Here is a 14,223-nt window from a genome sequence, read left to right as displayed (position 1 = left end):
TACCCGATCCATCAATCAGTAAAATCACCATTGCAAAGCTGATTTAATGGTGACAACATAAATCACAACACGTCACATTGTGATTAATTATGATTGAAACAGGGAGTCAAACGATGAGTAAAGTAAAATCCATCACCCGCGAATCATGGATTCTGAGCACTTTCCCGGAATGGGGTAGCTGGCTGAATGAAGAGATCGAGCAGGAACAGGTCGCACCGGGCACCTTTGCAATGTGGTGGCTGGGTTGCACCGGGATTTGGCTGAAATCGGAGGGCGGCGCAAACATCTGTGTCGATTTCTGGTGCGGGACGGGCAAGCAGAGCCATGGCAATCCGCTGATGAAAGCAGGCCATCAGATGCAGCGCATGGCTGGCGTGAAAAAATTGCAGCCGAACCTGCGCACCACGCCGTTTGTGCTGGATCCGTTCGCGATTCGTCAGATCGATGCCGTGCTCTCAACCCACGATCACAACGATCATATCGACGTGAACGTAGCAGCAGCGGTCATGCAAAACTGCGCCGACGATGTGCCCTTTATTGGGCCACAAACCTGCGTGGATCTGTGGATGGGCTGGGGCGTGCCAAAAGAGCGCTGCATCGTGATGAAGCCCGGCGACGTGGTGAAAATCAAAGACATTGAGATCCATGCCCTCGACGCCTTTGACCGTACCGCATTGATTACTCTGCCTGCCGACCAAAAAGCGGCTGGCGTGCTGCCGGACGGCATGGACGAGCGCGCGGTGAACTACCTGTTCAAAACACCTGGCGGATCGCTCTATCACAGCGGCGATTCGCACTACTCCAACTACTATGCGAAGCACGGCAACGAGCATCACATCGACGTAGCGCTGGGATCGTACGGGGAAAACCCGCGCGGTATCACCGACAAAATGACCAGCGCCGATATGCTGCGCATGGCGGAAGCGCTCAACACCAAAGTCGTGATCCCATTCCACCACGATATCTGGTCAAACTTCCAGGCCGATCCACAGGAGATCCGCGTCCTGTGGGAAATGAAAAAAGATCGTCTGAAGTATGGCTTCAAACCGTTTATCTGGCAGGTCGGCGGCAAATTTACCTGGCCGCTGGATAAAGATAATTTCGAGTACCACTACCCGCGTGGTTTCGATGACTGCTTCACGATAGAACCCGATCTGCCGTTCAAATCGTTCCTGTAGTGGCGGAACTCAGGTTGCCAGGCGAGTCGCCTGGCAATTCTCTCATTTGCTTAGTATTTTCAGGCTATTTCAAATATCATCTTTTAAAATCAATTTATTTCGGAATAGCTCATGACGGAAGCGCAACGGCATCAAATTTTACTGGAACTCCTGGCGCAAACCGGCTTTGTCACCGTCGAACAAGTGATTGATCGCCTGGCGATCTCCCCAGCCACGGCGCGGCGTGATATCAACAAACTGGATGAGAGCGGGAAGCTCAAAAAAGTACGCAACGGTGCCGAGGCGATCAGCCAGCAGCGACCGCGCTGGACGCCGATGAATATCCATCAGGCGCAGAATCATGATGAAAAAGTGCGTATTGCGCGGGCGGCTTCGCAGCTGGTGAATCCAGGGGAAAGCGTGGTGATCAACTGCGGCTCCACGGCCTTTTTACTGGGCCGCGAGATGTGCGGGAAACCGGTGCAAATCATCACGAACTATCTGCCGCTGGCCAATTACCTGATCGACCAGGAGCATGAAAGCGTAGTGATCATGGGCGGCCAGTACAACAAGAGTCAGTCCATCACCCTCAGCCCACAGGATAGCGAAAACAGCCTGTATGCCGGGCACTGGATGTTTACCAGCGGTAAGGGCCTGACTGCCGACGGGCTGTACAAAACCGATATGCTGACGGCGATGGCGGAGCAGAATATGCTAAACGTTGTCGGAAAACTGGTGGTACTGGTCGACAGCAGCAAAGTAGGCGAGCGCGCCGGCATGCTGTTCAGCCGGGCAGAACAGATCGACATGGTGATCACCGGCAAAAACGCTAACCCTCAGATCCTGCAAAAACTTGAGGATCTGGGTGTCACCATCCTTCGCGTTTAGAGATGCTTTTGGAAAAAACCGGTCGTGGCATCCAGCGCCGTGGGCGTGATGCGATGGCCCACACCGGCTTCCCACAGGCAGGTCAGGTTTTTATCCAGCCCCTCACGCAACAACGCCTGCTGTAATCGGAATGTCTCGGCGGCAGGCACAATATCGTCTGCTTCGCCGTGCCAGAGCAGCAAAGGGCGGTCTGCCAGACGCGGTAAGGCGTGTGTCACGTCCCACTCCGCGAGGGTTGTCAGAACGCTTTCAACGTCCTGCGCCTGTGGCGGAAAGAGAGTCTGCGACAGAGAGGTAAAGTATCCCGACCCCATCAGGCTCGCTACGCATTTTACCTCCGGGTGGCGCGCCATAATGCCCAGCGCGGTCATCCCGCCCATCGACGCCCCCGCGACGGCAAGACGTTCATCGGCCACCAGCCCCGCCGCATAAAGCGCATCGCGAAGCCCAGCGAACTCCGTCAAACTGCCGTGTAATATTTGCCAGAACTGCCCTAACCGCGCCTGTTCATCACCCGTAAATCGCGCCCCGTGCTCGGGTGCATCAGGCATCACCACGCGAAAACCCGCCTGCGCCAGCGCGACGGCAAAATAGCTGTAAACCAGTTTTGATGAGGTAAACCCATGATAAAAAATAATAACGGGTAAAGGTTGCTCACTTAATCCCGCCGGGAAAGCGTGTAGAATTTCATGGTCGCCAAGCCGCTGTGTCTTAAGTTCAATCATCGTCGATCCTCTTTCTAATGGGTGATTCATAATCTTGAGAACTGGATTACGCTTTCACGATATTTTCATTCGAAAATGACGTCACAGATAACAGTTTGGGAACATTCCCCCAAAATGAAATTCGCAGACATCTACACTATGGCTATCAGGAAACGAGATATGGTTATGCGCAGGTTCGCTGCTTTATTGCTGGTGCTGCTGTTAACAAGCTGTAGCGTGCTGGAAGGAACACCACAGCCCGCCCCGGCCGCCACCAGTTATCCTCAGGAAATTCGTCGTAATCAGACCGAAGGATTACAACGTATGGGTACCGTCAGTGTGCTGGTTCGTGGCTCACCGGCAGATGCGGAGGATGCAATAAAAGCGAAAGCTGTCGCCGCAAAAGCAGATTACTACGTCATTATTATGGTGGATGAAACCATTATTACCGGACAGTGGTACTCGCAAGCCATTTTGTATCGCAAATAACTGTCAGGATTTAAACGACATTTACACTGCTTTGCGTCCATAGACGTTTTCCTGTCCACAATAAACTCCATGCCTGTGACAATGGAAGTGAGTTTATTTGCGAAGGATTGCCCGGCGGATACCGGAGACATGTGAAATGGAGCTGACAATGAAACGATCTCTTGCTTTGACCTCACTGCTGCTCTCAGCGGGGCTGATGAGCACAACCGCGCAGTCAGCCGAATTTGCCAGCGCTGATTGTGTCACAGGCTTAAATGAAATTGGCCTTATCTCCGTGAGTAACATTTCAGGGAGCCCGCAAGACGTGGAACGTGTGATTGCATTTAAAGCGGATGAGCAGGGTGCTTCGTGGTATCGCATTGTCCAGATGCAGGAAGACCGATACGCCGACCAGTGGCGAGTACAGGCTATTCTTTACGCCTGACACGCCCCCGATAAAAGCCACTTAATTTTAGTGGCTTTTGTATTTTTACCCATCTATTATCTTTAGCGCTACCAAACAGAGACATCAATGTAACATTTTGTTACATAAAGTTGATAAATGTTAGCTCCGCTCTGCCGTTGAACTGCCATACCTTTTCAACAATGAGCAATTTATGATCAACTTTTTCCGCCGTTCAGGCCTTGGCGCAAAGCTATCGTTACTTACCGGCGTGAGTGTCGCAACGCTCTTTCTGCTGTTCACTTTTCTTCTGAGCCATAAAGCCAGCCAACAGCTGGAAGCACTGGCGGTGGAAGATCTTCATAACCAGTCCACCGGCATCGTGGATATGGTGCAGATGTTTAATACCAGCCTGAGTGAAGAAGTTGAGAGTTACACTAAACTCTTCGGCACCTTTCTGCCCCAGCCGCTCAGCATCGATCCCGGTCAGCTACGCGCCATCAATGGTCAAAACGCCCCCTTGCTGAAAGGCGGCGATACCGAACTGCATGAAAACAACAGCTTCTCCGACGACTTTCTGAGTCGTACCGGGGCGATCTCAACCTTGTTTGTCCGCAGCGGCAACGACTTTGTACGCGTGGCAACCTCCCTGCGCAAAGAGAACGGCGAACGTGCGATCGGTACCGTTCTGGACAACTCCAGCGCCGCCTTCAACGCCGTCACCAAAGGCGACGTCTATCGCGGCCTGGCCCTGCTGTTTGGCAAGCGCTACATCACGCAGTACCAGCCGGTTAAAGATGCGAGCGGTCAGGTGATTGCGATCGTGTTTGTCGGCGTAGATATCAGCCATTCCTGGAATGTGATGCGCGATAAAATTCTCAATCGCCGCCTGGGCGACAGTGGCCACTTTTACGTCCTGGATCGCAGCAACGGCAAAACACGCGGGCAGTATCTGTTCCACGCCAGCGAAGAGGGCCAACTGCCAAAATGGGATAGCGCACTCCAGCAGCAACTGTTGAGCGGAAAAGAGGGCACCGTCGAGCGCATCAGCGACGATGGCCGCACGCTGAAAATGGCCTATACGCCGCTGCCGGGCTGGAACTGGACGATTGTCGGTGAAGTGGATAAATCTGTACTGCTGGCGAACGTCAACGCCTTACGTGACCGCTTCCTGCTGGCAGGCGTCGTGCTCTCGGCGCTGTTCGCTGCCGCGTTTGTCATTATCATTCGCCGCTGGTTAACCCGCCCTCTGCGCGATGTGATTCACCTTGCCCGCCAGTACGCCGCAGGCGATCTGCGCGCCGAACTGCCCGTCAGCCGTCAGGATGAAGTGGGGCAGCTGATCGGCGCGATTAACGGCATCGGCGGCGGGCTTCAGCAAATCGTGCACCAGGTGCGCGAAGCCGCAGGTGAGATTCACCTTGGCACCAACGCGCTGGCAGCCGATGCGGGCGAAATCTCCGGGCAGATCAACAAACAGGCCAGCAGCGTTGAAGAAACCTCCGCGAGCATGGAGCAACTGGCCGCCACCGTGCAGCAAAATGCGGCGAACATGGAACAAACGCAGCAGCTGGTACGGGAAACATCGCGCGCTGTTCATCACGGCGGGGAAACGGTCGGTAACGCTGTCGCCACCATGGATGATATTCGCGACGCATCGAAACGTATCGAGGATATCACCCGCGTGATTGAGTCCATCGCGTTCCAGACCAATATTCTGGCGCTGAACGCCGCGGTAGAAGCCGCACGCGCCGGTGAACACGGCAAAGGTTTTGCGGTGGTGGCGCAGGAGGTCCGGGCGCTGGCCGCGCGCAGTGCAAACGCCGTTAAAGAGATCGAGCAACTTATCGGCGACACGCTGAAAAAGGTAAGCGAGGGCCACCAGCTGTCCGAGCAAACCCGGCAGGCGATGGACTCGATCATCGTGCATATCGATAACATCAACCAGCTGGTCACGGAGATTAACCACGCCTCGCACGAGCAGTCGGCGGGGATCCGTCAGGTCAATCTGGCGATGACCCACATCGGCGAAGCGACACATATTAACGCCGACCGCGTATCGCGCAGCGAGCAAACCGCACACACGCTGCGCGAGAAAGGCTCACACCTGACCGAGCTGGTGAGCCTGTTCCGCCTGAAGGGTTAACCGACTCGCCCCGTGGCGCGTAGCAGCAGGTCGTTTTGCACCTGTTCGCTCAGCAGTGAGCCGCCACGGGGATCCAGCATCATGCGACACCAGGCTTGCGCCACCGGCGGCGAGGCATGTCGCAACATCTGCGCCCCGGCACCCAGCAAAAAGAGCTGCTGGGTAATTTCCCGGCCCTGAGCCTCCTGCGGTTTACGCAGTTTTTGCTGCAGCTGCCGCCAGCCACGATCAAAATGACGATCCTGACCTTTCACCTGCGCGAAGTCTTCGTGCAGCACATCAACAATGCCCGAATGTTTCGTCAGCACCCGCAGTACATCCAGGCACATGATGTTGCCCGCCCCCTCCCAGATGCTGTTCACCGGCATTTCGCGGTACAGGCGCGGCAATTCGCTCTCTTCGCAATACCCGGCACCGCCCAGCACTTCCATCGCCTCGGCGACAAAGGGAATTCCGCCTTTGCACACGCTGAATTTCGCTGCGGGCGTAAAGAGCCGCGCCCATGCAGATTCTTGCGGATCGTCCCGACGATCCCAGGCGCGCGCCAGGCGGAACAGCAGCGCCGTTTGCCCTTCGAGCTGGAGCGCCATCCGGCTCAGCACATCGCGCATCAATGGCTGGTCGATAAGGTTTTTGCCAAACGTCTGCCGCTGATGGGCATGATACAACGCGACCGAGAGCGCGCGGCGCATCAGTCCGTGGCTGCCCAGCGCACAGTCAAAGCGCGTCAGGCCGCCCATCTTCAGGATCTGGCGCACACCTTCGCCCTCTTCACCTAAAAGCCAACCGGAGGCGTTCATAAACTCGACCTCACTGCTGGCGTTCGACCGGTTACCGAGCTTATCTTTCAGGCGTTCCAGCCGGACGGCGTTACGCTGCCCGTCGGGCAGAATGCGCGGAACGAAAAAGCACGACAGCCCACCGTGAGCCTGAGCCAGCACCAGATGAGCATCGCTTTGCGGCACAGAGAAAAACCATTTATGTCCTATCAGCCGATAGCTGCCGTCGCCGCACTTCTCTGCACGCGTGGTGTTGCTTAGCACGTCGGACCCGCCCTGCTTTTCGGTCATTCCCATACCGATAAGCAGCCCACGCTTTTGCGCGCCGGACGCCAGATGCGGGTCGTAGCGATCGCTCAACAGCGGCGAGAGCCAGTCGTGGAAGGGTTTGGGAAGGGATTGCTGGAGTAACGGCGTGGCGGCGAAGGTCATGGTGATGGGGCAAAGCGTTCCGGCCTCAACCTGCGCGTGGAGCACAAACCGCACGGCGCGGGCGACAAACGCCCCTTTACGCACCTCCTCCTCCCACGCCAGATTGTGGACCCGATTAGCGCATAGCCCCTGCATCAGCAGATGCCACGCCGGATGGAAGCGCACATCGTCCAGCCGCTCCCCGCGCGGATCGTAACGTAACAGTTCCGGCGGATTGGCGTTTGCGAGGCGGCCCAGCTCCAGCGACTCCGCCGTTCCGAGCTGCTGGCCGATGCTGGCGAGAAATTCGCTGTCCCACTCCGCCCCTTCGCGTGCCACCGCCTCACGCAGCGCGCAATCGGACAGAAAAAGATTGCTGTTCGACAGGGGTACAGGCTGATTGAAAACCGTGTGTGTCTGCCAGTGCATATGTCTCCCTCCTTCAATGGCAATGAAGGTAAGTATGGACAGACTGCACAACGGCTGCATGGGAGTCGGGTCACAAGGCGACGATCTGATTGAAATCATTCGTGAAACAGGTCACACAATATAAGAATAAACTATTTCACGTCGGCCATTCTGTTGAATAATTTATTCTCATCTTCCGAGAGAGAATCATTATGCAATCTTCCCAACGTGCGCCGGATGCGCACAAGCGCGCTTTAATTGCAGGTTCGATTGGCAACTTCATCGAATGGTATGAATTCGCGGTATACGGTTTTATGGCGACCGTCATTGCGAAGAACTTCTTCCAGCTGGAAGGTGAAGCGGGGATGACCAGCCTGATCCTCACCTACGCCTCATTTGCGATCGCGTTCTTCTTCCGCCCGCTCGGCGCGGTTGTTTTTGGCCGCATCGGCGACCGCATTGGCCGTAAGCCGACGCTGATTATCGTGCTGGTGCTGATGACGCTCGCGACGGCCGCTATCGGCATGGTGCCGGTTTACGCCAGCATCGGCATTGCCGCACCGCTGATCATTACCGGGCTGCGCATTTTACAGGGCCTGTTTGCGGGCGGCGAGTACGGCGGTGCCGTGTCGCTGATGACCGAATTCGCCCCGCGCGGCAAACGGGGGCTTTACGGCGCGTGGCAATCCTTTACCGTGGCACTTGGGCTGCTGGCAGGCGCTGGCATCGTCGCACTGCTCTCGGTCGTGATGACGCCGGACGCGCTGCATGACTGGGGCTGGCGTATTCCGTTCTTCCTCGCGCTGCCGATGGGCGTGGTCGCCCTGTGGCTGCGCGTCAGCATGGAAGAGACGCCGAGTTTTGTGCAGCAAAAGGAAAAACCGGTGGTCGCCGAAGCGCACACCGCTGCCACGCTGAAAGCGATTGTGATGGGGATTGGCCGTGTGATGGTCTGGTCAGCCGCCGGGTATACCTATCTGGTGATCATGCCGACCTATCTGCAATCCGCATTGCACACGGGCTTTAACCAGGCGCTGCTGATTGCGGTGATTTCGAATATCGGATTTGCGCTGACGATTATCCCGTCAGGAATCCTCAGTGACCGCATCGGGCGACGCACGGTGATGGTGATGGCGACCGCGCTGCTGCTGATCCTCGCCCTGCCGCTGCTGAAAATTTTGCAGGCAGAATCCAGCACCCTGGCGGTGAAAGCGATTGTGGTGTTAATTGCGGGCGGTCTGGTGGGGATGCTCGCGGGGCCAGGGCCTGCGATGCTGTCGGAGATGTTCCCGACGCGCGTGCGCTATACCGGGCTGGGTCTGGCCTATTCACTGTCTAACGCCATTTTTTCTGGCTGCGCGGGGTTGATTATCACCGGGTTGATCAAGCAGACGGGGAATCTGGATATTCCAGCGTATTACGTGATGGCGACGGCGGTGGTGAGCATTGTCGCGCTGATGACGCTGAATAAAGATGACCATTTGCGGTCTTTAGAAGAGTAGTTTTCGGCCAGGTGGCAGCTTCGCCTGACCCGGCCTGGACGTTTTTGTAGGCCCGGTAGGCAAAGCGCTACCGGGCACAAAAAATCACCCGCGCTGACGCACCGCTTCGAACAGGCAAATACCCGTTGCCACAGACACGTTCAGAGACGAGACGCTGCCCGCCATCGGAATGCTGATCAGCTCGTCGCAATGCTCGCGCGTCAGACGGCGCATCCCTTCCCCTTCAGCACCCATCACCAGCGCCATGCGGCCGGTCATTTTGCTCTGATAAAGGGTATGGTCTGCTTCGCCAGCGGTGCCGACAATCCAGATGTTCTCTTCCTGCAGCTGACGCATGGTGCGCGCCAGGTTGGTCACGCGGATCAACGGCACGTTTTCCGCCGCGCCACAGGCGACTTTCTTCGCCGTAGCATTGAGCTGCGCAGAACGGTCGCGCGGCACAATCACCGCATGCACGCCCGCCGCATCTGCGCTACGCAGGCACGCGCCGAGGTTGTGCGGATCGGTCACGCCGTCGAGGATCAGGAAGAACGGGTTATCGAGCTGGGCGATCAGATCCGGCAGATCGTTTTCCTGATACTGACGGCCCGGTTTCGCACGCGCGATAATGCCCTGGTGAACGGCACCCTCGCTTTTTTCGTCGAGGAACTGGCGGCTCGCCAGCTGAATCACCACGCCCTGGGCTTCCAGCGCATGGATCAGCGGCAGCAGACGTTTATCCTCACGGCCTTTCAGAATATACACTTCCTGAAAACGCTCCGGAGCGCGCTCCAGCAGGGCCTGCACCGCATGGATGCCGTAAATCATTTCACTCATTGATGGTTCTCATTAATTGCTTTTGCCGGGCAATTCTACGCTTGCCCGGCCGACAAAGGGTGAGGGAGTGTTACTCCGCCACTTTTTTCTTCGCAGCACGCTTCGCTTTGGTCGCGGCCGCTATTTTCTGGGTCTTGGCGGACGGTTTTTTCGCGCCTTTCTCTTTCTTCGCTTTGGGTGGTTTTGGCGCTGCTTTGCCTTTATCACCACGGAACGCGGCATCCGGCTCGAAGTTCACCTTTTTGCCCGCCTGACGACGTCTGCCGCCGGTTTTACCATTCGACCCTTTTTTCGCTTTTTCGCGCTCGGTTTTGCCGACGTTACGCGGAGCACGTTCGCTTGAGATCAGGCTGAAATCAATCTTACGTTCGTCCATGTTAACGGCTTCCACCTTCACTTCCACGCGATCGCCCAGACGGTAAGTCTGGCCGCCGGATTCGCCCGTCAGGCGTTGACCAACCTGATCGTAGCGGTAGTAATCGTTATCCAGCGAGGAGACGTGGACCAGGCCGTCGATAAACAGCTCGTCGAGACGCACAAAGAAGCCAAAGCCGGTGACGCTGGCGATGACGCCTTTAAAGACATTGCCCACCTGATCCAGCATGAAGTCACACTTCAGCCAGTCCGCCACATCACGCGTTGCTTCGTCGGCGCGACGTTCGGCCATGGAACAGTGCTGACCAAGCTGGAGCATCTCTTCCATGGAATAGTGGTAGCCGCCCGTTTCGGTGGTGTTGCCCTTATGCCCCTGCTCTTGCGCCAGCAGATATTTAATGGCGCGGTGCAGTGACAGATCCGGGTAACGACGAATCGGCGAGGTAAAGTGCGCATAAGACTGCAGCGCCAGGCCGAAGTGACCACGGTTTTCCGGATCGTAAATCGCCTGTTTCATGGAGCGCAGCAGCATGGTTTGCAGCATTTCCGCATCCGGACGATCGCTGATGGACTCCAGCAGCTCGGCGTAATCGCGCGGCTCTGGTTTACTGCCACCCGGCAGCTCCAGGCCCAGCTCCGCCAGCACCGAACGGAACGCGGTGATCGCTTCGGTGGTCGGTTTATCGTGAATACGGAACAGCGCAGGCTCTTTGGCTTTCTCAACGAAACGCGCCGCCGAGATGTTTGCCAGGATCATGCACTCTTCAATCAGTTTGTGGGCATCGTTACGCTGCGTCTGCTCGATACGCTCGATACGACGCTCAGCGTTGAAGATGAACTTCGCCTCTTCGCTCTCAAAGGAGATCCCGCCGCGCTCCTCGCGCGCCTGGTCCAGCACTTTGTAGAGGTTGTGCAGCTCTTCGATGTGTTTGACCAGCGGCGCATATTGCTCGCGCAGCTCCTGGTCACCCTGCAGCATGTGCCAGACTTTGGTGTACGTCAGGCGCGCGTGCGAGCTCATCACCGCTTCATAGAATTTATAGCCGGTTAAGCGCCCTTTGGTGGAGATAGTCATTTCACAGACCATACACAGACGATCAACCTGCGGGTTCAGGGAGCACAGCCCGTTGGAGAGCACTTCGGGCAGCATTGGAACGACCTGCGACGGGAAGTACACGGATGTACCACGGCTGCGGGCTTCGCTGTCCAGCGGGGTGTTGGGGCGGACGTAATAGCTGACGTCAGCAATCGCCACCCACAAACGCCAGCCGCCGCCGCGTTTTTTCTCGCAGAAGACGGCGTCATCGAAGTCGCGGGCGTCTTCGCCATCAATGGTCACCAGCGGCAGATCGCGCAGATCCACGCGGCCAATTTTGGCCTCTTCCGGCACCTGCTCTTTCAGATCTTTGACCTGATTTTCAACCGCAGCCGGCCAGACGTAAGGGATTTCATGCGTACGCAGCGCCATATCTACGGCCATGCTGGTGCCCATGTTATCGCCCAGCACTTCCACGATCTTACCAATCGCTTTGGTGCGGCGCGTTGGACGCTGGGTGAGTTCAACCACCACCACAAAGCCCATGCGTGCGCCCATCACCTCTTCCGGCGGGATCAGAATGTCGAAGCTCAGACGGCTGTCGTCCGGCACTACAAAGCCCACGCCTGCATCGGTGAAGTAACGCCCGACGATCTGGCTGGTTTTAGGTACCAGCACGCGAACGACGCGCGCTTCGCGGCGGCCCTTGCGGTCAGCCCCTAACGGCTGCGCCAGAATCTGATCGCCGTGGATGCACATCTTCATCTGTTCAGAGGACAGATACAGGTCGTCTTTGCGGCCTTCGACGCGCAGGAAGCCGAAACCATCGCGATGGCCGATGACGGTGCCTTTGAGCAGGTCGAGACGTTCCGGCAGCGCGTAGCACTGGCGACGCGTAAAGACCAGCTGGCCATCACGCTCCATGGCGCGCAGGCGGCGACGAAGGGCTTCAATTTGCTCTTCGCCTTCAATGTTTAATTCAACGGCAAGTTCTTCACGATTGGCGGGCTTTTCGCGTTTTGTTAAGTGTTCGATAATGAACTCGCGGCTTGGGATAGGATTCGCGTACTTTTCTGCTTCGCGTTCCTGGAAAGGATCATGTGACATGTCGGTTCCTCCGTTGTCAGCTCCGGTGGAAATTTTCTTCATTCCACCAGCAATAATTTATATAGCGGTTGATTCTCTTCAACCAAATCGGCCAGCGTGTAGTTATCCAGTTCCTTGAGAAAACTTTGCACAGCCGTAGAAAGCGCCTTTTTCAGGCGGCAAGCGGGGGTGATGTGGCAGAAGTCGCTGCTGCAGTTCACCAGAGTTAATGGCTCCAGTTCACGTACCACATCTCCAACACGAATACTCTGCGCAGGTTTTCCGAGACGAATCCCCCCGTTTTTCCCGCGGACGGCAGTTACGTATCCCGCACGGCTAAGTTGATTGATTATTTTGACCATATGATTACGGGACACGCCGTACACCTCTGTCACCTCAGAGATACTGGTCATCTGTCCTTGTGGCAACGACGCCATGTAAATCAGCGCACGTAAGCCGTAATCGGTGAAACTCGTTAACTGCACATCAACCTCAGGAAAAGGGAAAAACGCGGTCTAACCGCAGAGATATTCACTATTGATGATAAACCAGCCAGATACTTAGCGGCTAATTTATTTGACTGAAAGGGGGGAAAGAGGAACTAAAAAGCCGGATACGCGTTGCTTATCCGGCTTAAGAAGCGTTTTGTAGGCCTGGCAAGCGTAGCGCCGCCAGGCAGAACGAGGTTTATGCGTCGAACGGGTCGCGCAGAATCATCGTTTCGGTACGGTCAGGGCCGGTAGAGATAATATCGATCGGCACTTCGGTCAGTTCTTCAATACGCTTGATGTAGTCCAGCGCGGCTTTCGGCAGACCGCTACGCTCTTTCACACCAAAGGTGGTTTCGGACCAGCCTGGCATGGTTTCGTAAATCGGCTCGATGCCTTCCCAGTCGTCAGCGGCCAGCGGAGTGGTGGTCACTTCGCGGCCATCTGGCATACGGTAGCCCACGCAGATTTTAACTTCTTTCAGGCCGTCCAGCACGTCCAGCTTGGTCAGGCAGAAGCCAGACAGGGAGTTGATCTGCACTGCGCGACGCACTGCAACCGCATCCAGCCAGCCGGTACGACGACGACGACCGGTGGTCGCGCCAAACTCGTTACCTTGCTTGCACAGGAATTCGCCGATGTCATCAAACAGCTCAGTCGGGAACGGACCTGCACCCACGCGAGTGGAGTAAGCTTTGATGATACCCAGCACGTAATCCACATAACGTGGACCCAGGCCGGAGCCGGTCGCCACGCCACCCGCGGTGGTGTTAGAAGAGGTCACGTACGGATAGGTACCGTGGTCGATATCCAGCAGCGTACCCTGCGCGCCTTCGAACATGACGAAATCGCCACGTTTGCGCGCCTGGTCCAGCAGGTCAGACACATCCACAACCATACCGGTCAGGATGTCAGCAACCGCCATGACATCATCCAGCACTTTCTGGTAGTCAACGGCGTCTACTTTGTAGAAGTTCACCAGCTGGAAGTTGTGATATTCCATCACTTCTTTCAGTTTTTCAGCGAAGGTGGCTTTGTCGAACAGGTCGCCAACGCGCAGACCGCGACGAGCGACTTTATCTTCGTAAGCAGGGCCGATACCACGGCCGGTGGTGCCGATAGCTTTCGCGCCACGTGCTTTTTCGCGCGCCACGTCCAGTGCGACGTGATAGTCGAGGATCAGCGGGCAGGCTTCGGAGAGCAGCAGACGCTCACGAACCGGGATACCACGGTCTTCCAGGCCTTTCATCTCTTTCATCAGCGCAGCAGGAGACAGCACAACACCGTTACCGATGATGCTGGTCACATTTTCACGAAGAATGCCTGATGGAATAAGATGGAGGACGGTTTTTTCACCGTTGATTACGAGAGTATGGCCTGCGTTGTGACCACCCTGATAGCGTACAACATATTTAGCACGTTCAGTCAGAAGATCGACAATCTTCCCTTTACCTTCGTCACCCCATTGGGTGCCCAGTACGACAACGTTGTTACCCATTTTTCAAAATCACCGATTGCTTAAAAATGGATTCTACCACCGCTTTTTCAGAGTTACA

The 14,223-nt window shown here is 56.2% G+C and carries 12 protein-coding genes; 6 read left to right on the top strand and 6 right to left on the bottom strand.

Annotated features, from left to right (window positions below; genetic code table 11):
• The first annotated feature begins 113 nt into the window (after nucleotides 1-113).
• Both ulaG and ulaR read left to right on the top strand, forming a co-directional pair.
• A complete protein-coding gene (ulaG, locus tag ACB496_RS02165) occupies nucleotides 114-1,178 on the top strand; it encodes an L-ascorbate 6-phosphate lactonase (protein WP_107702393.1) in 1,065 nt (354 codons plus the stop codon).
• A gap of 111 nt (nucleotides 1,179-1,289) precedes the next feature.
• Nucleotides 1,290-2,045 carry an HTH-type transcriptional regulator UlaR gene (gene ulaR / locus ACB496_RS02160; protein WP_100777885.1) on the top strand — a complete coding sequence of 252 codons (756 nt, stop codon included), beginning with the start codon at nucleotides 1,290-1,292 and terminating at the stop codon, nucleotides 2,043-2,045.
• Here the strand turns inward: ulaR and yjfP are convergent.
• On the bottom strand, nucleotides 2,042-2,770 hold the full coding sequence (yjfP, locus tag ACB496_RS02155) for an esterase (protein ID WP_312155534.1): 729 nt from the start codon (nucleotides 2,768-2,770) through the stop codon (nucleotides 2,042-2,044). The genes ulaR and yjfP overlap by 4 nt on opposite strands.
• 138 nt (nucleotides 2,771-2,908) lie before the next feature.
• Between yjfP and bsmA the strand changes: the two genes are divergently transcribed.
• The 3 genes from bsmA (at nucleotide 2,909) to ACB496_RS02140 (ending at nucleotide 5,766) form a co-directional block, all read left to right on the top strand.
• On the top strand, nucleotides 2,909-3,238 hold the full coding sequence (gene bsmA / locus ACB496_RS02150) for a biofilm peroxide resistance protein BsmA (RefSeq protein ID WP_100780773.1): 330 nt from the start codon (nucleotides 2,909-2,911) through the stop codon (nucleotides 3,236-3,238).
• A gap of 136 nt (nucleotides 3,239-3,374) precedes the next feature.
• On the top strand, nucleotides 3,375-3,662 hold the full coding sequence (gene yjfN, locus ACB496_RS02145; RefSeq protein ID WP_371974233.1) for a DUF1471 family protease activator YjfN: 288 nt from the start codon (nucleotides 3,375-3,377) through the stop codon (nucleotides 3,660-3,662).
• 172 nt (nucleotides 3,663-3,834) lie between these two features.
• The gene (locus tag ACB496_RS02140) at nucleotides 3,835-5,766 is read left to right on the top strand and encodes a methyl-accepting chemotaxis protein (protein ID WP_100777888.1); all 1,932 of its coding nucleotides are present in this window, start codon (nucleotides 3,835-3,837) and stop codon (nucleotides 5,764-5,766) included.
• Here ACB496_RS02140 and ACB496_RS02135 read toward each other — a convergent pair.
• Nucleotides 5,763-7,385, bottom strand: a complete 1,623-nt coding sequence (locus tag ACB496_RS02135) for an isovaleryl-CoA dehydrogenase (RefSeq protein ID WP_371974232.1) — start codon at nucleotides 7,383-7,385, stop codon at nucleotides 5,763-5,765. The two genes, ACB496_RS02140 and ACB496_RS02135, sit on opposite strands and share 4 nt — an antisense overlap.
• Before the next feature lie 191 nt (nucleotides 7,386-7,576).
• On the opposite strand from ACB496_RS02135, the gene ACB496_RS02130 reads away from it, so the two are divergent.
• Nucleotides 7,577-8,866: an MFS transporter gene (locus ACB496_RS02130; protein ID WP_181827213.1), complete on the top strand. Its 1,290-nt coding sequence runs from the start codon at nucleotides 7,577-7,579 to the stop codon at nucleotides 8,864-8,866.
• Between the two features lie 84 nt (nucleotides 8,867-8,950).
• On the opposite strand, the gene rlmB is transcribed toward ACB496_RS02130, so the two are convergent.
• The 4 genes from rlmB to ACB496_RS02110 form a co-directional block, all read right to left on the bottom strand.
• Nucleotides 8,951-9,682: a 23S rRNA (guanosine(2251)-2'-O)-methyltransferase RlmB gene (rlmB, locus tag ACB496_RS02125; protein ID WP_095280487.1), complete on the bottom strand. Its 732-nt coding sequence runs from the start codon at nucleotides 9,680-9,682 to the stop codon at nucleotides 8,951-8,953.
• A 70-nt stretch (nucleotides 9,683-9,752) separates the two neighbouring features.
• On the bottom strand, nucleotides 9,753-12,200 hold the full coding sequence (gene rnr, locus ACB496_RS02120) for a ribonuclease R (RefSeq protein ID WP_100777891.1): 2,448 nt from the start codon (nucleotides 12,198-12,200) through the stop codon (nucleotides 9,753-9,755).
• Between the two features lie 38 nt (nucleotides 12,201-12,238).
• Nucleotides 12,239-12,664, bottom strand: a complete 426-nt coding sequence (nsrR, locus tag ACB496_RS02115; protein ID WP_100777892.1) for a nitric oxide-sensing transcriptional repressor NsrR — start codon at nucleotides 12,662-12,664, stop codon at nucleotides 12,239-12,241.
• 202 nt (nucleotides 12,665-12,866) lie between these two features.
• Entirely contained in the window at nucleotides 12,867-14,165 is a 1,299-nt protein-coding gene (locus tag ACB496_RS02110) for an adenylosuccinate synthase (RefSeq protein ID WP_100777893.1), read from the bottom strand.
• Between the last annotated feature and the right edge of the window lie 58 nt (nucleotides 14,166-14,223).

Source organism: Lelliottia nimipressuralis, assembly GCF_041464075.1.
GTDB classification, from domain to species: domain Bacteria; phylum Pseudomonadota; class Gammaproteobacteria; order Enterobacterales; family Enterobacteriaceae; genus Enterobacter; species Enterobacter nimipressuralis.
Note: the sequence above shows the minus strand (reverse complement) of the source record. Positions and strands in the feature narration are given on the sequence as shown.